The 19,522-nt window shown below is 69.2% G+C and carries 14 protein-coding genes; 10 read left to right on the top strand and 4 right to left on the bottom strand.

The features are described 5' to 3' along the window. Positions 1–31: 31 nt before the first annotated feature. The 5 genes from gatC to gatB are packed head-to-tail and all read left to right on the top strand — an operon-like array spanning position 32 to position 5,390. On the top strand, positions 32–331 hold the full coding sequence (gene gatC, locus Ssi02_RS13860) for an Asp-tRNA(Asn)/Glu-tRNA(Gln) amidotransferase subunit GatC (protein ID WP_204025551.1): 300 nt from the start codon (positions 32–34) through the stop codon (positions 329–331). Further along, on the top strand, positions 328–1,818 hold the full coding sequence (gatA, locus tag Ssi02_RS13865) for an Asp-tRNA(Asn)/Glu-tRNA(Gln) amidotransferase subunit GatA (protein ID WP_204025553.1): 1,491 nt from the start codon (positions 328–330) through the stop codon (positions 1,816–1,818). The genes gatC and gatA overlap by 4 nt, the downstream gene beginning before the upstream one ends. Positions 1,819–1,841: 23 nt before the next feature. Then, on the top strand, positions 1,842–3,239 hold the full coding sequence (locus tag Ssi02_RS13870) for an AAA family ATPase (protein WP_204025555.1): 1,398 nt from the start codon (positions 1,842–1,844) through the stop codon (positions 3,237–3,239). Next, positions 3,236–3,886, top strand: coding sequence for a DUF4276 family protein (locus Ssi02_RS13875; RefSeq protein ID WP_204025557.1), 651 nt, complete (start codon positions 3,236–3,238; stop codon positions 3,884–3,886). Before Ssi02_RS13870 ends, Ssi02_RS13875 begins: the two co-directional genes overlap by 4 nt. Next, entirely contained in the window at positions 3,879–5,390 is a 1,512-nt protein-coding gene (gatB, locus tag Ssi02_RS13880; RefSeq protein ID WP_275410671.1) for an Asp-tRNA(Asn)/Glu-tRNA(Gln) amidotransferase subunit GatB, read from the top strand. Before Ssi02_RS13875 ends, gatB begins: the two co-directional genes overlap by 8 nt. Before the next feature lie 145 nt (positions 5,391–5,535). On the opposite strand, the gene Ssi02_RS13885 is transcribed toward gatB, so the two are convergent. The 3 genes from Ssi02_RS13885 to Ssi02_RS13895 are packed head-to-tail and all read right to left on the bottom strand — an operon-like array spanning position 5,536 to position 8,567. Next, a complete protein-coding gene (locus Ssi02_RS13885) occupies positions 5,536–7,080 on the bottom strand; it encodes a tripartite tricarboxylate transporter permease (RefSeq protein WP_204025559.1) in 1,545 nt (514 codons plus the stop codon). Then, entirely contained in the window at positions 7,081–7,626 is a 546-nt protein-coding gene (locus Ssi02_RS13890) for a tripartite tricarboxylate transporter TctB family protein (protein WP_204025561.1), read from the bottom strand. Beyond that, on the bottom strand, positions 7,626–8,567 hold the full coding sequence (locus Ssi02_RS13895) for a tripartite tricarboxylate transporter substrate binding protein (protein ID WP_239128896.1): 942 nt from the start codon (positions 8,565–8,567) through the stop codon (positions 7,626–7,628). Before Ssi02_RS13895 ends, Ssi02_RS13890 begins: the two co-directional genes overlap by 1 nt. A 189-nt stretch (positions 8,568–8,756) precedes the next feature. Here Ssi02_RS13895 and Ssi02_RS13900 point away from each other — a divergent pair, with 189 nt between their 5' ends. From Ssi02_RS13900 to Ssi02_RS13910, 3 genes are all read left to right on the top strand, one after another. Beyond that, positions 8,757–10,370: an ATP-binding protein gene (locus Ssi02_RS13900; protein ID WP_204025565.1), complete on the top strand. Its 1,614-nt coding sequence runs from the start codon at positions 8,757–8,759 to the stop codon at positions 10,368–10,370. Continuing rightward, positions 10,367–11,038, top strand: coding sequence for a response regulator (locus Ssi02_RS13905; protein ID WP_204025567.1), 672 nt, complete (start codon positions 10,367–10,369; stop codon positions 11,036–11,038). Before Ssi02_RS13900 ends, Ssi02_RS13905 begins: the two co-directional genes overlap by 4 nt. Before the next feature lie 751 nt (positions 11,039–11,789). Beyond that, positions 11,790–13,991 carry a VanW family protein gene (locus Ssi02_RS13910; protein ID WP_204025569.1) on the top strand — a complete coding sequence of 734 codons (2,202 nt, stop codon included), beginning with the start codon at positions 11,790–11,792 and terminating at the stop codon, positions 13,989–13,991. Positions 13,992–14,079: 88 nt separating this feature from the next. On the opposite strand, the gene Ssi02_RS13915 is transcribed toward Ssi02_RS13910, so the two are convergent. After that, positions 14,080–15,237 (bottom strand): PQQ-dependent sugar dehydrogenase, encoded by a 1,158-nt coding sequence (locus tag Ssi02_RS13915; RefSeq protein ID WP_204025571.1) that lies wholly within the window; start codon positions 15,235–15,237, stop codon positions 14,080–14,082. A 246-nt stretch (positions 15,238–15,483) separates the two neighbouring features. Between Ssi02_RS13915 and Ssi02_RS13920 the strand changes: the two genes are divergently transcribed. Beyond that, on the top strand, positions 15,484–16,422 hold the full coding sequence (locus Ssi02_RS13920) for a 2-hydroxyacid dehydrogenase (protein WP_204025572.1): 939 nt from the start codon (positions 15,484–15,486) through the stop codon (positions 16,420–16,422). 269 nt (positions 16,423–16,691) lie between these two features. Beyond that, positions 16,692–19,361, top strand: a complete 2,670-nt coding sequence (locus tag Ssi02_RS13925; RefSeq protein WP_239128897.1) for an EAL domain-containing protein — start codon at positions 16,692–16,694, stop codon at positions 19,359–19,361. Positions 19,362–19,522: the final 161 nt, after the last annotated feature.

Raw genomic sequence — 19,522 nt, forward strand, 5'->3', positions numbered from 1 at the left:
AATTGCCATCCAGAAACGGGTTCAACGACTCATGTCCGCCATAACCCGCGACGAGGTCGCGCACCTTGCCCGGTTGTCCCGGCTGGCGCTGTCCGACGACGAGCTCGACCACTTCGCCACCCAGCTCGATGACATCATCGGCGCGGTGGCCCGTGTCGCCGAGGTCGCCGCCGAGGACGTTCCGCCCTCCTCGCACGCGCTCCCGCTGACCAACGTCTTCCGCGCGGATGAGGTGCGGCCGAGCCTCACGCCCGAGCAGGCGCTGTCCGGCGCCCCCGCCGTCGAGGACGACCGTTTCCGCGTCCCGCGCATCCTGGGGGAAGAAGCATGAGCCTGACCCAGAAGTCGGCCGCCGAGCTCGGCCGGTTGATCGCCTCCGGCGAGACCTCCGCCGTCGAGGTCGCCCAGGCCCACCTCGACCGCATCACCTCCGTCGAGGGCAAGGTCAAGGCGTTCCTGCACGTCGACGCCGAGACCACGCTCGCCCAGGCCCGCGCCGTCGACGAGCGGCGCGCCGCCGGCGAGGAGCTCGGCCCGCTGGCGGGTGTCCCGATCGCCCATAAGGACGTGTTCACGACCGTGGACATGCCGACCACGGCGGGATCCCGCATCCTGGAGAACTGGCGCCCGCCCTACGACGCCACTATCACCCGCAGGCTCCGCGAAGCCGGGCTGGTCTTCCTCGGCAAGACCAACCTCGACGAGTTCGCCATGGGTTCTTCTACGGAAAACTCCGCCTACGGCCCCACCCACAACCCGTGGGACCTCACCCGCATCGCCGGCGGCTCCTCCGGCGGCTCCGCCGCCGCCGTCGCGGCCTTCGAGGCGCCGCTCTCCACCGGCACCGACACCGGCGGCTCCATCCGCCAGCCCGCCGCCGTGACCGGCATCGTCGGCATGAAGCCGACCTATGGTGGTTCGTCACGCTACGGGCTCATCGCCTTCGCCTCGTCCCTCGACACCCCGGGCCCCTTCGCCCGCAACGTCCTCGACGCGGCCCTCCTCCACGAGGCCTTCTCCGGCCACGACCCCTATGACTCCACCTCCATCGAGGCCCCTGTCCCGCCCGTCGCCGAGGCCGCGAGGCAGGGCGACGTCGCCGGGTTGCGCATCGGTGTCATCAAGGAGTTCAGCGGCGAGGGCTACCAGCCGGGCGTCATGGCCCGCTTCCGCGAGACGGTCGAGCTCCTCGAATCCCTCGGTGCCAAGGTCGTCGAGCTCTCCTGCCCGTCGTTCACCTACGCCCTCCCGGCCTACTACCTGATCGCCCCCTCCGAGGTCTCGTCCAACCTCGCCCGCTTCGACGCGATGCGATATGGCTTGCGCGTCGGTGACGACGGCACCCGCAGCGCCGAAGAGGTCATGGCCCTCACCCGCGCCGCCGGCTTCGGCCCCGAGGTCAAGCGCCGCATCATGCTCGGCACCTATGCCCTGTCCTCGGGCTATTACGACGCCTACTACGGCCAGGCGCAGAAGGTGCGCACCCTCATCGCCCGCGACTTCGAGGCCGCCTTCCACCAGGTCGACGTTCTCATCTCGCCCACCACCCCCACCACCGCCTTCCCCATCGGCGAACGCGCCGACGACCCCATGGCGATGTACCTCGCGGACCTCTGCACCATCCCCACCAACCTCGCCGGCAACGCCGCCATCTCCATCCCCTGCGGCCTCGCCGACGAGGACGACCTCCCGGTCGGCCTGCAGATCATCGCCCCCGTCCTCGGCGACGACCGCTGCTACCGCGTCGGCGCCGCCGTCGAACGCGCCCTCCACGACCGCTGGGGCGGCGACCTGCTGTCCAAGGCCCCGGCCCTCTAACCGGCTGAGAGGGGGACGGCGGCATGCTCACACGCATCGAGATCGACGGGTTCAAGTCCTTCGCCGATTTCAGCCTCGACCTGCCGCCGTTCCTCGTGGTCCTCGGTCCAAACGCGAGTGGCAAATCCAACCTCTTCGATGCGATTCAGCTGCTTCGCCGCTTGGTCGAGGCCCCTTCTCTAGGCGAGGCGTTCGCCCAGTCACGTGGGGAGTTCGGGGAGCTGTTTCGCCGCAGAGGCGACGGTCAGATCGTGGACAAGATGTCGTTCACGGTCGAGGTGCTCGTCGATCCCTCGGTGGTTGATCAGTTCGGTGCCGAGGTCGAGATCAGGCACACGCGGCTTCGCTATCACCTGGAGATCGTGCGCCGCTATGGAGCCGACGGGTTCGTCCGGCCTTTCGTTCTTCGTGAAGAGGTCACCCCCATCAGGGCCGGCGAGGATCTCTGGGCTCGCCGGCACGGGGTGAGCCCTTCGTTCCGCGATCGTTTTCTCCGCTATCGCCGCAAGTCGGCTCTGCTGACAACGATGCTGGACGAGAGGAAACGGCCGCTGTTCCTCATCGCGGCTGAAAAGAGGGGCGGGCAACGAGTGTTGCCGGCCCTGGCGGCCGAGGCCACCGTGCTGTCGAGCATCGCCTCAGCCGGTGAGTCTGCCCTTCTCTACGCTCTGCGCAAGGAGATCTCTTCGTGGCGTTTCCTGCAGCTTGACCCGGCCGCGTTGCGGATGCCGAGTTCGATGCACCAGCGTGGCGCGCGACTGGACCCCAACGGTGCCAACCTCGCCATGGTGCTGCAAAGAATTCTCGCCACGACAAGAGATGAATACGGCAGCGCCCTGGACGAGATCGCTGCGGACATGGCCCAAGTCGTGCGGGGGTTCGCCGGAATCGAGATCGAGGAGAACACCGCCAGGGAGCAATACGAGGTCTACCTCCGCACACGTGATGAGGGCAGGGTCAGTGCCCGCGTGGCCTCCGACGGCACACTTCGTATGCTGGCGCTCCTCGCCGCGCTTTACGATCCCGAGCATCCGGGGTTGATCTGGTTCGAGGAACCGGAGAACGGGATCTATCCTCAGCGGCTCCGTGAGCTTGTGCAGCGTCTGCGAAAACTCGTGGCCGAGCCGTCACTCGACGTCGGTGAAGAGACCACTCTGCCGCAGCTCATCATGAGCAGTCACTCTCCCTTGCTTCTCCTCACATTGCGGAGAGAAGACATCATCGTCATGGACTGGGTCACCGCGCCGGACGATGTCCCCGAAGTGGCGAGCCGCATTTCGCGTGCCCGCCAATTGATCTCCTCAGAGCCTTCGAGCGTCGAGCAGAAGAACGTGGGAAATGTGGTCACGGAGCCCGAGCGTCTGGCCTATTCGGCGATCACCGCCGAGGAGGCCAGGCAGCTTCTGGAGACGGCGACGTGAAGCAGCTCAACGCGTTCATCACGGCTGAGGGCTGCACTGATTATGATTTTCTCCCGGTGCTGCTTGAACGCGCGTTGGCGGGTGTGTGCCTTCCTTATGGAATCACCGTCGCCGCCGTTCAGCCGCTGCGTGTCACCGTGCGGGGCAAGGAGTCCAAGCATGAGGCGATCTGCAGGACCGCCAGGCTTGCTGCCGTCGGCATGACATTGCTTTTTCACCACTACGACGGCTCGGCTGACATAAACCGGGAGACCCGGAAATATTGGGATCCTCTTCTCCGTGAATGGGGTCGAAGTGGACCTGGGCGACCTCTGGTGCATGTGGTTCCAGTGCGCGAGATGGAAAGCTGGGCTTTGGCGGACGCCGCTGTTCTGAGGCGTGTCGCAGGCTCTGACTGGAATCCGAAAGATGTGTGCGACGGGGAAAAGATCTCCGATGTGGAGCGGCTCAAGGACCCGAAGCGTACATTGAATGATGTCATCGCCGCCGGAAGGCGTCGGCGCAGGGCGGGGCGCGAGCCGCGTGAATACCTCCCCTTGATCGCCGAAACGTTGAATCTGAAACTCCTGGAAAGGTTGCCTTCGTACCGTCTCTGGAAGGACGAGACGGTAGAGGCGTTGAGGAAGCTGGAGCTTGTCCGTGACTGAAACGACGACCACGCTGATGGCCTACGACGAGGCGCTGGTGCGGTTTGAGCCGGTGCTGGGGATCGAGACGCACGTGGAGTTGGGCACGGCGTCGAAGATGTTCTGTGGGTGCCCGACGGTGTTTGGGGGGGCGCCGAACACGCAGGTCTGTCCGGTGTGTCTGGGGTTGCCGGGGGCGTTGCCGGTGGCCAACGCGCAGGCGATCGAGTCGACGATCCGGATCGGGCTGGCCCTCAACTGCTCGATCGCCGAGTGGTGCAGGTTCGCGAGGAAGAACTACTTCTACCCGGACATGCCGAAGAACTTCCAGATCAGTCAGTATGACGAGCCGTTGTGCTTCGACGGTTACCTGGACGTCGAGGTGGACGGGAAGGTGCACCGGGTCGGGATCGAGCGGGTGCACCTGGAGGAGGACACCGGCAAGTCCACGCACATGGGCGGGGCGACCGGGCGCATCCACGGGGCGGACTACTCGATCGTGGACTACAACCGGGCGGGCATTCCGCTGGTTGAGATCGTGACGAAGCCCATCGAGGGCACCGACTCGCTGGCGCCGGAGGTGGCGAAGGCTTACGCGACCGAGTTGCGTGAGCTGATGCGGGCGCTTGGGGTGTCGGATGTGCGCATGGAGGAGGGTTCCATGCGGTGTGACGTCAACGTGTCGCTGATGCCGCGGGGCTCGTCCGAGTGGGGCACGCGCACCGAGACCAAGAACGTCAACTCGCTGCGCAGCGTGGAGCGTTCGGTGCGGCACGAGATCGAGCGGCAGGCCGCGGTTCTCGCGGCGGGGGGCCGGATCGTGCAGGAGACGCGCCACTTCCACGAGGACACAGGGGCCACGACGAGCGGCAGGTCGAAGGAGGAGGCGCAGGACTACCGCTACTTCCCCGAGCCGGACCTGGTGCCGATCGCCCCGGCGCGCTCCTTCGTAGAGGAGTTGAAGGCGACCCTGCCCGAGTTGCCGTCGGTGAAGCGGGCGCGGCTCATGGCCGAGTGGAGTGTGTCGGCGCTCGACATGGAGGCGATGTACAACGCCGACGCGGTCGATCTTGTCGAGGCCACGGTCGCGGCCGGCGCCCCGGCGGCGGACGCGCGCAAGTGGTGGATGGGCGAGCTGGCCCGCCGCGCCAACGAGTCGGGTACGGCTCTCGCCGAGCTGGCGATCACTCCGGCGCAGGTGGCGCGGGTCACCGAGCTTGTGGCGTCGGGGGCGCTCAACGACAAGCTGGCCCGGCAGGTGTTTGAGGGGGTGCTGGCGGGTGAGGGTTCGCCGGACGAGGTCGTGGCGGCCCGCGGTCTGCAGATCGTCAACGACGAGGGCGAGCTTTCCGCGATCATCGACCAGGTCATCGCGGACAACGCCGATGCGGCCGACAAGGTCCGCAACGGCAAGGTCGCGGCGGTCGGTGCCCTGGTGGGCGGTGTGATGAAGGCCAGCCGCGGCAAGGCCGACGCCGGCCGCGCCCGTGAACTCCTCCTGGAGAAGCTGGGCGTCACCGGCTGAGGTGGTTCGAGGCGATCGTCGGGCGGCGGTATCCCCGGAAATCCGGGCATGTCGTCAGGCGCGGCGACCCATCCGGCACCGGCTGAGGTCATGGTTCAGGCACACGAAAGCTCCGCGAGGCCGTACGCCCGCGGAGCTTTCGTGGTTACTTGTGGTCGACGGGTTCCCGGGCGGGGGCCGGCGGCCCGGGACGGCGGCTGCGCGAGCGCTTGCCGAAATACCACCGGAAGAGGGGGGTGAGCAGTGCCAGAAGCGAGAGGCCAATGAGAACGGCCGAGATGGGGCTGGTCACAAAGACGGTGATGTCGCCCACGCTCATGGCCAGGGCGCGGCGGAGCTGGATCTCCGACATCGGCCCGAGGATCATCCCGATGACCGCGGGCGCCACGGGCAGCCCGAAGCGGCGCATGGCGTAGCCGATCATGCCAAGGATGAAGAGCACGAGCAGGTCGATGTAGGAGCCCTCCAGCGCATAGACGCCGAGGGCGGCGAAGAACACGATGCCCGAGTAGAGGTACGGCCTGGGCACACGCAGCACGCGAGCCCAAATCGGGGCGAGCGGCAGGTTCAGCACCAAAAGCATGAGGTTACCGATGAGCAGAGAGGCGATCATGCCCCAGACCAGCGCGGGGTTGTGGTTGAAGAGCTGGGGCCCGGGCTGGAGGCCGTACTGCTGGAAGGCGGCGAGCATGATCGCGGCCGTGGCGGAGGTGGGCAGGCCGAGGGTGAGCAGGGGGACGAAGACCCCCGCGGCGGCCGAGTTGTTGGCGGCTTCCGGTCCGGCGACGCCTTCGATCGCGCCTTTGCCGTACTCCTCTTTGGCCACGCCCTTGGCCAGGCGCTTCTCGATGGCGTAGGAGAGGAAGGTGGGGATCTCCGCTCCGCCGCCGGGCAGGGTGCCGAAGGGGAAGCCGAGGGCGGTGCCGCGCAGCCACGGGCGCCAGGAGCGGCTCCAGTCGGAGCGGCCCAGGAAGGCGCGGCCGATGGGCACGATGTCGGGCGGGTTGTGGCGCAGCCGGGCGGCGACGTAGAGGGCCTCGCCGAGGGCGAAGAGGCCGACTGCGACGATCACAACGCTGATGCCGTCGAGAAGCTGCGGTACGCCGAGGGTGAGCCGGGCTTGTCCGCTTTGTGCGTCGATGCCGACAAGGCCAATGACGAGGCCGATGCCGAGGGAGGCGAGACCGCGCACGATGGAGCGGGAGAGCACCGCGGAGACGGCGATGAAGGCCAGCAGCGACAGCGCGAAGTAGTCGGCGGGGCCGAACGTGATGGCGAACTCCGCGACGGCTGGGGCCGCGACGACGAGGAGCGCGGTCGCGATGGTGCCGGCGACGAAGGAGCCGATGGCGGCGGTGGCGAGGGCCTGGGCGGCGCGTCCGCGCCGGGCCATCTTGTTGCCCTCCAGGGCGGTGATCATGGAGGAGCTCTCGCCGGGGGTGTTCAGCAGGATCGAGGTGGTGGAACCGCCGTACATACCGCCGTAGTAGATGCCGGCGAACATGATGAACGCGCTGGCCGGCGGGGCGTTGAAGGTGATCGGGAGCAGGAGCGCCACGGTCATGGCGGGCCCGATGCCCGGTAGAACGCCCACAAGAGTGCCGAGGGTGACGCCGACGAGCGCATAAAGCAGGTTCATCGGCGTCAGCGCGGTGTTGAACCCTTCGAGAAGCAGGTTCAGGGAATCCATCTAGATCAGCCCTTCGAGCACGCCCGCCGGGAGGGTGACGCCGAGGCCTTTCGCGAAGGCGAAGTAGGACCCGAAGGCGAGGATCACGGAGATTGCGACGGTGCGGAGCGGGTGTTTGGCGCCGAGTACGGTGGCCATCCCGAAGAACAGCAGCCCGGAGGCGATGACCCAGCCGAGCGGGGTGACAAGCAGGACGAAGCCGAGGAAGACCAGGCTGACCAGACCGAGGCTCTTCCAGTCGGTGGGCGCCGTGCTGTCGACGTCCTCGCCCTCCTCGGGGTCGCCGTGCCCGCCGCGCAGCACGTCGATGGTGTAGAAAACGCCGATCAGCACCACGGCCGCCCCGATGAGCATTGGGAAGAAACGCGGTCCCGGGCCGGTCAAGGAGGTAGCGGAGACGTTACGCGTGTCGACGAGCACGAAGACACCGAGGGCGAGTACGGCGAGAGCGAATCCGAGCTCCGGCCGCCACCATTTGCGTGTGACGGGGGTGGGCGGGGCGGCGCCGCTGTTCGCGGCGCCGCCCGACTGGTCCTGAACGGACATCAGGAGCCGATTCCCATCCTGGAGATGATGCCCTTAACCCGCTTCTCCTGGTCCTGCAGGTACGTAGCGAATTCGGGACCGGCCTGGAACGCGTCGACCCAGTTGTTCTTGGCGAGCGTGTCCTTCCAGGCGGGGGAGGCGTGCATTTTGGTCACGATGTCGGTCAGCTTCTTCTTGTCGGCGTCGCTGATGCCGTTGGGGGCGACCATGCCGCGCCAGTTGGTGAGGACCACGTCGAGGCCGCCCTCCTTGAGGGTGGGGGCGTCGACGCCGCGGATACGCTCGGCCGAGGTGACGGCGAGCGGGATCAACTTGCCGTTCTCGACGTACTCGAGGAACTCGCCGACGCCGGAGATCGCCGCGCTGGCCTTGCCGCTGAGGACCGCGGTGACCGCCTCGCCGCCGCCGGAGTGGGCGATGTAGTTGACCTGCTTGGGGTCGATTCCGGAGGCCTCGGCCATCAGGCCGGCCACGATGTGGTCGGTGCCGCCGAGGGAGCCGCCGGCGATGGAGAGTTTCGGCGGGTCCTTCTTCCAGGCGGTGACGAAGTCGGCCGTCGTCTTGTAAGGCGAGTTGGCCGGGACGACGATCATCTCGTATTCCTCGGTCAACCTGGCGATCGGAGTGGTCTGGCTGAGGGTGACAGCCGACTTGTTCGTCTCGATCGCGCCGACCATGACCAGGCCCATGGTCATGAGCATGTTGCCGTTGCCCTTTTCACCGGCCAGCTGAGCAAGGCCGATGGTGCCTCCGGCACCGGGTACGTTGAAGACCTCTACCTTGGGGGCGGAGTCGAGCGATTTGAGCGCGGCTTCCGCCTGACGCGAGGTCTGGTCCCAGCCGCCACCGGGGGCGGCGGGAACCATGATGCGCAGGGCGGCCGAGCCGGATCCTGAGCCTGTTCCACTGCAAGCGGTAAGGGCCGCGAGGGAAACAGCCACGAGGGCGGCAAGTCTCCTAAGGCGCATGGGTCTACTCCAACGTTTAAAGAATCGGTGTGGTGAGGATGCTGAGCGCTGCGGGTCACTGTGTCGATGCTTTGTGCGCTTGGCGTCGTATAGGTCGTATTGGTCATGGCTGAGCTGGGCTCCGCGACCGAGCCGTTACCTGGGACTGTTTCCATGAAAGCGGTGAGACGTCTCTTTAACGGCTCTCTCGGCACGCAGTTGTTTGTGTTGCAGATGGTGATGGTGCTTCTCGCGGTCGGGGCGACGGCGTTGGTGTGGGTTCAGCACACGCGCCGCCAACTCGACGATCAATATCGGCAACGCGCCCTCGCCATCGCCGAGTCGGTAGCCGGCCTCCCCCAGGTGCGGGCCGCCTTCGAGCAGCCCCAGCCCGAGCTGCTCCTGCAGCCGATCGCGTTGAGCGTGCAGTCGGCGACCAGGGCCGACTTCGTGGTGATCGCCAACCGCGATCAGATCCGCTACGCCCACCCCAACGCATCGCTGATCGGGCAGAAGCTGTCCACCGACGGCTCCGGGGTGATCGAGTCGGGGCGGACGTGGACGGGCATAGAGACCGGCACCCTCGGGGGGTCGGTGCGCGGCAAGGCGCCGATCTTCAACGAGGCGGGCGACGTCATCGGGCTGACCTCCGTCGGAGTGCTGGAGGCCACGGTGTCCGACCAGCTCGGCGCCGCGCTGCCGCCGCTCGTCTACACCGTGCTCGGGGTGCTCGCGGCGGGAACTCTCATCTCCGCGCTGATCGCGAGCAGGGTCCGGCGGCAGACCTTCGGCCTGGAGCCCGGCGAGATCGCCGCGCTGCTCGAACAGCGCGAGGGTGTGCTTCACGGCGTCAAGGAGGGGGTGCTCGCCCTCGACCTGACCGGCAGGGTCACGCTGCTGAACGACGCGGCGAGCGACCTGCTCGGCCTTTCGAGCGACCTGGTGGGCCGCGACCTGGCCGACATGCCGCTCTCTGGGCGCCTGCGGGACGTGCTAGGCGGCGACGATCCGGGCGAGGACAAGATCGTGCTCCACCGCGACCGGGTGCTGGTGCTCAACCGCACTCCGGTGGCGGTCCGCGGTCAGCACCGCGGCTGGGTGGTCACGCTGCGCGACCGCACCGAGTTGATACAGCTGGCGCGCGAACTCGACCACGCCAGCAGCACCACCGAGGCGCTCAGAGCCCAGGCGCACGAGTTCGCCAACCGGATGCACACGGTCGTCGGCCTGCTGGAGCTCGACGAGCACGAGGCCGCCGTCCGGTTCATCACCCAGACCACCGAGGCGTACAACCAGTACGCCGCTGAGATCCGGGCACAGGTCGCCGACCCCACGCTGGCGGCGCTCCTGCTGGCGAAGTCCGCCGAGGCGGCCGAGCGGGGCGCGTCGTTGATGCTGGCCGAGGATTCCGATGTCGACGGCGAGGGGCTCGGTGATCCACAGGACGCCGTCCTCGTGGTCGGTAACCTGGTGGCCAACGCGTTGGACGCGTTGGAGGGGACAGGCGGGGTCGTGGAGGTCTCGGTGCGCACCGACGAGGAAGGTCTCCACGTCCGGGTGCGCGACTCCGGGCCCGGCATCACGCCCGAGCTGGTCGAGGAGGTCTTCCGTGAGGGGTTCACCACCAAGGCCGCGCTGTCCGGCCCACGCGGGCTGGGGTTGGCGTTGACCCGCCAGACCTGTCTGCGGCGCGGAGGGTGGGTGCGTGTGCACAACGCCGACGGGGCGGTGTTCACCGCCTTGCTTCCGCCGTACGGCACAAGCCCCCTCAATCCTGTCCGGGAGGTGACGGGATGATTCGTGTGCTCGTGGTCGACGACGACTTCATGGTGGCTCGCATCCATAGCGGATATGTGGCAAGGATGCCCGGGTTCGCCGTGGCGGGGAGCGCGCACACAGGGCGGGCCGCCATTGCCGCGGTCGCGGAATACCGGCCGGATCTTGTGCTCCTTGACATCTATCTTCCGGACATGTCGGGGCTGGATGTGCTGCAGACCCTCCGTGGCGTCGCGCACCCGGTGGACATCCTCGTCATCACGGCGGCGCGTGACGTCGCCACGGTCCGCGCGGCCATGCGCGGCGGCGCGGTCAACTATCTGATCAAGCCGTTCACGGCGTCCGCGCTGACCGACCGATTGGAGCAATACGCCGAGACCCGGAGGCAGCTGGTCGCCATCGGCGGGGAGGTGGCGCAGGACGACGTCGACCGCCTTTTCGGTGGTTTCAAGGGCAGCGGACCCCCGCTTCCCAAGGGGTTGTCCCCGACCACCTGCACTCTTGTGGCGGAAGCGCTACGCACGACCGATTCTGATCTTTCGGCCGCGGAGGCCGCCGTGCTCACCGGTCTCTCCCGGGTGAGTGCGCGGCGTTACCTTGAGTATCTTTGCGCATCCGGGCGGGCGGAGCTGCGGCCGAAGTACGGCACGGCCGGGCGTCCGGAGCACCGGTACAGGTGGACGGGATAGCCGGTCAGGGGGCATTTCCCGCGTTCATACGTGAGCCCCTTTTCATGACATGTAGGGGGACGTGCTCTAGGGTTTGTCCCGGGGAGAGTGCCACGTCTGGACCCGCTGACCTAGGATCGAATGTCACCGCGGGTGACGAGGTCCGGAATGGGCATGGCTTCCTCCTAACCGACCACAGAACTCGTAGAACTGCATGGGAAGAGGAGGCGGGGGCGTGCGGAACGCCGGAGCGTCTCTAGGACCACCGACGGACCCTTTCTCTGCGGTTCCCCCCGCTGGAGCGGTTCCCTCCGCCGGACCCACCCCCTCACAGGGCCCGGCCACCCCCGGCCAGGCCGGACCACCCGCTGGAGCGATCCCCCCCGGGGGACCCGCACCCATGGGCGGACAGGCACCCCCACCGGGGACGGCCCCGCCGGGCGGTCCGATGCCTCCGGGCGGGCAGTTTCCCCCGCCTGGGATGCCTCCACCGGGGATACCTCCTGGGATGACTTCGCCGGGCGGTCCTATGTCCCCGGGCGGGCACGTTCCGCATCCCGGGATGACCTCTGCTGGCGGCCCGACGGCGCCGGGGCCTGCGCCCTGGGGCGAGGGGATGCCGCCGAGAGGACCGATGCCCGGAAACGGCCCCATGCCTCCGGCCGGGCAGGCACCGCAGAGTGGTCCCATGGGTGGCCAGATGCCCCCGGGTGGTCCTATGCCACGAGGCGGTCAGATGCCCCCGGCCGGTGCCATGCCTCCAGGGGGCCAGATGCCCCCAGGCGGTCACATGCCGCCCCCAGGACCTCCCACGGGCCCGCACGGCCCGAACCAGCCGTACGGCCCGCACAACCCGAACGGCAACCCTCTCGCCGCCCCCCACGGTGACGTGGCCTACCTGAGCGCGCGGGAGACGCCGCCCGGTGACGGCGGCCCGCGCGGGCCGCACGGACCCGCGCACCCGTTCACCCCGCCCCCCGGCCGTCCTCAGGGCCCCGGGGGAGCGCCGGACGACCAGCGTGACGCGAACCGCCTCCCTCCCGGAGTGTCGCCCGACATCTTCGGCTCCACCGGGTTCGGCCCGCCCGGCGGTCACGGTCACGGTCAGCGGCCGGGGCACGGGGACGGCACGTCGGCTTTGCCGTCCACCGCCCCGGTGCCGCAGCCGTGGCCCATGGCAGCGGGGGCGAACGAGGAACGTCCCGCCTCCCCGCCGCCCCCGCAGGGGCGCGGCCCGGCGAAGCCGCCCGCCGCGCCGAAGCCGGCGCCCCGCCCTTCAGGCGACGGGGACGACGGCGAGCCGAAGAGCCGCCGGGGGCTTCTCATCGCGCTTCTCTCGGTCGTGGCGCTGGCCGGTCTGGCCTACTTGATCCCGGCGCTGGTCATGTCGGGTGCCGTGTTACCGCGGACGACCGTCGAGGGTGTGGACATCGGCGGCCTGTCGGCCACCGAGGCCGCCGACAAGCTGCGGGAGCGGCTTAGCGAGCGGATCGGCGAGTCGATTGAACTTGAGGCGTACGGCCGCAAACACGCCGTGGTGCCGGAGAAGGCCGGGCTGGAGTTCGATGTCGCCGGCACGGTCGCGCAGGCGCCCAGCGGCTTCCCGTCGCCCGCCGGGGTGTGGCGCGCGCTGACCGCGGGCACCACCGTCCAGGCCAAGGTCAAGGCCGACTCGGCCAAGTTGTCCGAGGCGGTCGCCGCAGTCGCCAAGAAGATCGACCGTCCGGCGCGCGAGAGCGAGATCCGCTACCGGGGCACCACGCCGGTGGCGATCGGGTCGCAGACCGGCAGGGAGCTCGACCAGCAGGCCGCCGCCGAACTCGTGAAGGACGCGTTCCTGCGGCCGCGCACGCCGATCCAGCTCACCGTGGCCGAGGTCAAGCCGAAGGTCTCCGCCGCGACGGTGAAGCGCACCCTCGCCACCGCCAAGAAGGCCGTCTCGGGCCCGCTGACGCTCACCGCGAACGGCAGGCAGGCGCAGCTCCCCGCCGCGAGGATCGCCGCGCACCTGACGTTCGTGGCCGACGGACGCGGTGGCATGCGGCCGGAGTTCGAAGCCCACGAGGCCATGGCCGGGCTTGACGCCAAGCTCGTGCCTGCGGGCAAGGCGCCGAAGGACGCGACGTTCAACGTGGTCGGCGGCAAGCTGAAGCCCGTGGCCGGCAAGTCGGGCGAGGGGGTGGACGCCAAGGCGCTGGCCGGCTCGGTGGCCGGGTTCGTCGCCAAGGGCGGTAACCGTACCATCCCCGTGAAGATCACCAAGGTGAAGCCCCGGATGAACGTGAAGGACATCAAGGGCCTCGGCATCACCGAGAAGGTGAGCGAGTTCACCACGCCCTACACGCCGGCGCCGCGGGTCACCAACATCCAGACCATCGCCCGCATACTCGACGGTTACATCGTGCGGCCCGGCGAGACCTTCTCCCTCAACACGGTGGTGGGGGAACGTGACAAGGCCCGGGGCTTCGTGGAGGCGCCGCAGATCTCCGGCGGACGCCTGGTCGACTCGGTCGGCGGAGGCATCTCGCAGTTCGTGACCACGATGTACAACGCCGTGTTCTTCGGCGGTTTCCAGGACGTCAAGCACACACCCCACGAGTTCTACATCTCGCGCTATCCCGCGGGCCGGGAGTCCACCGTTTCGTTCCCAGAGCCGGACTTCATCTGGCGCAACGACTCGAAGTACGGCGTGCTCGTCAAGACGTCCTACACCTCGTCGTCGGTCACGGTGGCGTTCTGGAGCACCAAGCGTTACGACGAGATCAAGTCGGAGTCGTCGGCGCGGTACAACTTCACGGACTTCAAGCGGGAGACCAGCGACGCGCCCAAGTGCATTCCCATGGTCGGCACGAGGGGATTCACCATCGAGGTGTCGCGGGTCTTCATCAAGGACGGCAAAGAGGTTAAGCGCGAGAAGAACGTCACGGTGTACAAGCCGGAGGTCGACCTGAAGTGCACCAATCCCGAACGGTGACCCGCCGCGCACGCGCTGTACGGTGACCCGCCGCGCACGGCGGCGTCCCCGTGGCGCGCTCCCGGGAAGGGGAGCGCGCCGCGGCCGGTCAGCGCACGGGCACCACGAGCAGCCGGTCGTCCCCGCTCCGCGGGGAGCCTCTGCCGTCCTTGTTGCTCGTGCCGACCCACAGTGAGCCGTCGGCCGCCGTGGTCACGGAGCGAAGGCGGCCGAACTGCCGCACGAAGTGGGCCACGGGGGCTTTCGCCGTACCGTCGGCCTTGAGGGGGACCTGCCATAGGCGCTCCCCGCGCAGCGCGGCCACCCATAGGGAGCCGCGGGAATAGGCCAGGCCGGAGGGCGAGGCGTCGAAGGTGCGCCAGGTCACGATGGGGTTGATGTAGCGCTTGTCCTTGCCGGTGCCCTCGACCTCGGGCCACCCGTAGTTGCCGCCCTTGCGGATGAGGTTGATCTCGTCGTAGGTGACCTGCCCGAACTCGCTCGCGTAGAGGCGCCCGCGATCGTCCCAGGCGAGGCCCTGGACGTTGCGGTGGCCGTAGCTCCAGACCCGGGAGCCGGGGAAGGGGTTGCCGGGGGCGGGCCGCCCGTCCGCGGTGACCCGCAGGATCTTGCCGCCGAGGGATTTGAGATCCTGGGCCATGGGGCGGTCGCCGACCTCTCCGGTGGCGATGTAGAGGTAGCCGTCGGGGCCGAAGGCGATGCGTCCGCCGTTGTGGATGGTCCCGCTGGGGATCCCGTCGATGATCACTTTCGGGCCGGACAGGCGGTTGTTGTCGAACCGGTAGCGGACGACCCGGTTGTCGTTGCTTGCGGTGAAATATAGGAAGATCGACCGGTCGGTGGCGTATTTGGGGGAGACCGCCACCCCCATCAGGCCGCCCTCACCTTCCGGGGCGACGCCTTCGACCGTGCCGATCGCGGTGACCTCGCCCTCGGGGGAGACGCGGAGCAGCCGGGCCGAGTCGCGCTCGGTCACCAGTGCGTCGCCGTCCGGCAGGAACGCGATCGCCCACGGCACCTCCAGGTTCAGGGCGAGGTCACGCGGTTGCCCGAGGGCGTTGCTGACGCTGCCCGAGGCCGATGGCGCGGGTGTGGCGGCGGCGGCGTGCTCACCATGGCCGGACCCTGCGGCGTGCTCACCGTGGTCGGCCGCCGTCTGCTCGGCGGGTGCCGCGGAGCACGCCCCGAGCAGGATCACCGCCGCCGCGACGACGGCGGAGCGCGTAAGCGGGGGAGCAGTCCTCATGATCGTGGCCTCCGGCCTCGAACGAACGGTGTGTGTATCACGCTTCGGCATTGGACCTCCTCAACCTTCATGGTGGCCATCCACCCCGGCGGGTGCGAAACAGGCCTGTACGGGCGCGTGCCCGGACGTCCGGACCCCACCGGGATCCTCACGTCAGGACACGGGATCTCATGCCGGGACAAGGACGATCTAAGGTGAATCACCGTGGTGGTCACCGGCGGGAGTTCCCGCTTATAAGGAGTTTTGATGAAGATCTGGGTGCCCTATCCCTCCGTCGTCGATGTGCTCGCCGATCTGCCCTCCGTGGAGTGCGAGGTTTTCGACGGGGTCACCGAGCCGGGCGACCCCGCGGACGTCGAGGTGTGGATCCCGCCGCTGGCCTTGGTGTCGGGCATCCCCGCCATGCTCGGCCGTATGCCGAAGCTGCGGTTGCTCCAGCTTGTGACGGCCGGTGTCGACCAGTTCCTGCCGCATCTGCCCCCCGGTGTGATGTTGTGCAACGCCCGCGGAGTGCACGACGCCGGCACGGCCGAGTGGGCCGTCGGGGCGATGATCGCCGTGCAGCGCGACTTCCCCGAGTTTGCGCGGCGGCAGGCGGAGCACACCTGGGACTACCACCACACCGGCACACTCGCCGACTCGAAGGTGCTGATCGTGGGGTACGGATCGATCGGCGCGGCGGTCGAGCGCCGCCTGGCCGGGTTCGAGGTGGAGGTCGTCCGCGTGGCGAGCACTGCCAGGGACGTGCGCGCCCCCGGCGGCGGGGACGACCGTGTGCACGTGCACGGCACGGACGAGCTGCCCGAACTGCTGGGCGACGCCGACGTGGTGCTGCTGCTCGTGCCCGCGACCTCCGGCACGCTGGGCCTGGTGGACGCCTCCTTCCTCGCCGCGATGAAGGACGGCGCCCTGCTCGTGAACGCGGCGCGCGGCTCGGTCGTCGACACCGTGGCGCTGCTGGCCGAGGTGGAGAAGGGCAGACTCAGGGCCGCCCTCGACGTGACCGACCCCGAGCCGCTCCCGGCCGATCACCCGCTGTGGAGCGCCCCCGGGGTGTTCATCACCCCGCACGTCGCGGGGAGCACTCCTGCGTCGATGCGGCGGACCCTGCGGCTGATGCGTTCGCAGCTCCTGCGCTACCTCGCGGGCGAGCCGCTGAACAACGTGATCACAGGTGCCTACTAGTGTCCGCACAGGTCACGGCAGGGAGCGTGGCCGGGGGCGGGCGGGGCGATCCGGCGGGAAAGGATTCCGGAACGTGGCTACCTCGTGACCTGCGGTGCGTACCGTGGTCGGCATCGCGAGGTGTTGAAACCTCGATGAGGCCCTCGACCGCTGACGAAGATCAAAAACCTGCGCGGAGACCCGCGCATCAGATCGGTGACGACTGAGCCATTGTGACCACACGCGCCTACTCCTGGCGCACACTTGCGATGTGAGCTGGATGGACGACATTGACCCGCTGGCGTGACCCCAGGGTGTCGCTGACCGCCGCCGCCGTGATCGGCGCCGGCGGGTTCGCGGCCGCCCTCGTCATGAGCACGTCCGCCGCGGTGGTGGACGCGGCGGCGGGCGTGACCTCCGCGTTGTTCGCCGCGGTGTCGCTGTTCACCGCAGCGGGACGGCTCCGGCCGAGCCGGCGGGGGCGTGCTCCCGCGTGGCGGTGGCTCGGCACCGGCGCGCTCGTGTGGCTCGTCGGCACAGGTCTGCGGCCGGTCGCCGACACCGCCGCCTTCGCGGTCAACTTCGCCGACATCCTCGTCGTCGTGGGGGCGGTGCTGCTGGCCGCCGGGTGCGGCATGACCGTCAGCAGGCCCTTCAACGTGCGCAACGGCCTGCGCCGGCTCACAGACGCCTACTTGAGCGGCGCCTCGCTGTTCGTCATGAGCTGGGTCGTCGTGCTGGCCCCCATCTACGACAGGTTGCGCGAGCCGGGCACTTTCGCCCTCGCGCTCGCCCCTCCGATGATCTGCCTGCTCGCCGCGTGCCTGGTCACGCCGCCGTTCGTGATGGGCCGCTCCTCGTCGTGGCCGGTCGGCCTCGCGGGCCTCGCCGTCCTCGCCGTGGTCACCGCGGTCGAGATGGCCAACGCCGTCGCCCGCCTGGCGGGCGGGCCGACGCCCGTCGCCGGCGTGTGGGTTCCCTCGGCGGCGTTCCTGCTGCTGGCCGCCGCGCCCTGGAGCGGGCGCACCGCGCGCCGCGCCGGCGGGGCCGTCGCCGCGTCGCTGGTCAACGCGACGCCGCTGCTGCTGGTGCTCGCCGCCACGGGCGTCCTGCTCGGGCATGTCCTCGGCGGCCGGGCGGAGCCGCCCGCGCCGGTGGTCGCGCTTGTGTCGGCGTCGATCGTGGCCGTGCTGGCCGTCCGGTTGTTCGTGCTCTTCGCGTCGGCGGGCCGGCTGCGAAGACTTGTCGCCACCGCCGACCGCCGCCTCCGCGAGCTGGCCGAGAGCAGCGGCGACGTCGTGCTGGTGTGCGATCACGAGGGGCTGATCCAGGAGATCGGCCCCGGCGCCGAGGCCACATACGGCTACCGCCCCGAGACTCTCGCGGGCCGCGCGATCACCGAGTTCATCCACCCCGAGGACCAGCCGGACATCCAGGCGGCCCTGCGCGCCCTCGCCGACGAGACCGCCACCGACCCGAGCGCCTGCATGATCGCCTGCCGGGTGCGGGCCGCGGACGGCACCTGGCGCCCCACCGAGTCGGTGGCCGTGCGGCACGTGCGGGTCGACGAGCTGCTGCTGGTCACGATCCGCGATCTCAGCGACAAGGAGGCGCTGCGCAACCAGGTCGCCCATCTGACCTTCCACGACGGGGTCACCGGGCTGCCCAACCGCGCCTACTTCGAGGAGCGCACCCGCGAGGTGCTCGCCGGGCGCGGCCCCGGCCGCACGGCGGTGGTCTTTCTCGACCTCGACGGCTTCACCGCCGTCAACGACTCGGTGGGCCACGCCAGCGGCGACTACCTCCTCGGCCAGGCGGCCAGGCGGCTGCGGGTGGCGGTGCGCGCGGAGGACACGCTGGCGCGGTGGGGCGGCGACGAGTTCGCGGTGCTGGTCGAGAGCGGCACCGAGGCCCAGGCCGTGGTCGACCTGGCCGAGCGGCTGGTCATGGCCGTGTCGGCGGAGCCGTTCCACGTGGCCGACCGCGACGTGGTGCTCACGGCCAGCGTCGGAGTGGCCTTCTCCGAGGACGGCATGCCGGGCGGCGACCTCATCCGCAACGCGGACGTGGCCATGGCCAAGGCCAAGGAGCAGGGCGGGCGCCGGGTCGAGGTCTTCGCCGCGCACATGCACACCGACGTGGTGCGCAGGCTTGAGCTCGCCGCCGACCTGCAGCGCGCCCTTACTGAGGGGCAGTTCGCGATCGAATATCAACCGGTCGTCGATCTCGCCACCTCCCGGGTGACCGCCGTCGAGGCCCTCGTGCGGTGGTGGCGGGGCAGCGCCTTCGTGCCGCCGGAGCAGTTCCTCGGCCCGGCCGAGGACACCGGGCTGATCGTCCCGCTCAGCGAGTGGATCCTTAGGGAGGCGTGCCGGGAGGTCGCCGGCTGGCGGGCCTCCTCGTGGGACATCGGCCTGTCGCTCAACCTGTCGGCCCGCCAGATCAACGCGCCGCGTTTCGTCGAGACGGTGCGCTGCGCCCTCGCCGAGAGCGGGTTGCCGCCGAGTGCCCTCACCCTTGAGGTGATCGAGGAGATGCTCGTCGAGGACGCCGAGGACACGATCGCCAAGCTGTCGGAGCTGCGCGGCATGGGGGTGCGGCTGGCGATCGACGACTTCGGCACCGGTTATGCCTCGCTGGCCTTCCTGCGCCAGCTCCCGGTCGACATGATCAAGGTGGACCCGTCCTTCGTCTCCGGCCTCGGCCACGACGAGACGCTCACGCTGCTGACGCGCACGATCGTACGGCTGGGCCACGATCTCGGCCTGATCGTGGTGGCGGAGGGCATCGAGCGGCCCGAGCAGCTTGAGTTGCTCCGCGAGATGGGCTGCACCAGGGGGCAGGGCTATCTCGTGGCCCGGCCGATGGCGGCCCCGGGGGTGGCGACCCTCATGCGCACCAGTCTGTCGGGCGCCGAGCTCGCGGTGGTGCCCTCGGCCCGCCGTGTCGGCGGCGCCTGACGGGCGGTCCGGCACCTCCTGCCGGCCGTCGAACAGCGCTGCAATGTGCATTTATGGGACCTGGGGTCCGAATGATGAGATTCGTGTCCCGCCAATTTGACACTGCATCCCGCCGGGCGGCTATGGTTGGTGCCATGCTTCGCAGTGGAATTCTCGTAGTA

It is taken from the genome of Sinosporangium siamense (assembly GCF_016863435.1).
Lineage (GTDB): Bacteria > Actinomycetota > Actinomycetes > Streptosporangiales > Streptosporangiaceae > Sinosporangium > Sinosporangium siamense.

Bases quoted from the DNA above. Each gene is read 5' to 3' on its own strand.
- Ssi02_RS13885 (WP_204025559.1), bottom strand. From the start codon at position 7,080: ATGGATTCCCTGAACCTGCTTCTCGAAGGGTTCAACACCGCGCTGACG.
- Ssi02_RS13890 (WP_204025561.1), bottom strand. From the start codon at position 7,626: ATGTCCGTTCAGGACCAGTCGGGCGGCGCCGCGAACAGCGGCGCCGCC.
- Ssi02_RS13910 (WP_204025569.1), top strand. From the start codon at position 11,790: ATGCCCCCAGGCGGTCACATGCCGCCCCCAGGACCTCCCACGGGCCCG.
- Ssi02_RS13915 (WP_204025571.1), bottom strand. From the start codon at position 15,237: ATGAGGACTGCTCCCCCGCTTACGCGCTCCGCCGTCGTCGCGGCGGCG.
- gatA (WP_204025553.1), top strand. From the start codon at position 328: ATGAGCCTGACCCAGAAGTCGGCCGCCGAGCTCGGCCGGTTGATCGCC.
- Ssi02_RS13905 (WP_204025567.1), top strand. From the start codon at position 10,367: ATGATTCGTGTGCTCGTGGTCGACGACGACTTCATGGTGGCTCGCATC.
- gatC (WP_204025551.1), top strand. From the start codon at position 32: ATGTCCGCCATAACCCGCGACGAGGTCGCGCACCTTGCCCGGTTGTCC.
- Ssi02_RS13920 (WP_204025572.1), top strand. From the start codon at position 15,484: ATGAAGATCTGGGTGCCCTATCCCTCCGTCGTCGATGTGCTCGCCGAT.
- Ssi02_RS13870 (WP_204025555.1), top strand. From the start codon at position 1,842: ATGCTCACACGCATCGAGATCGACGGGTTCAAGTCCTTCGCCGATTTC.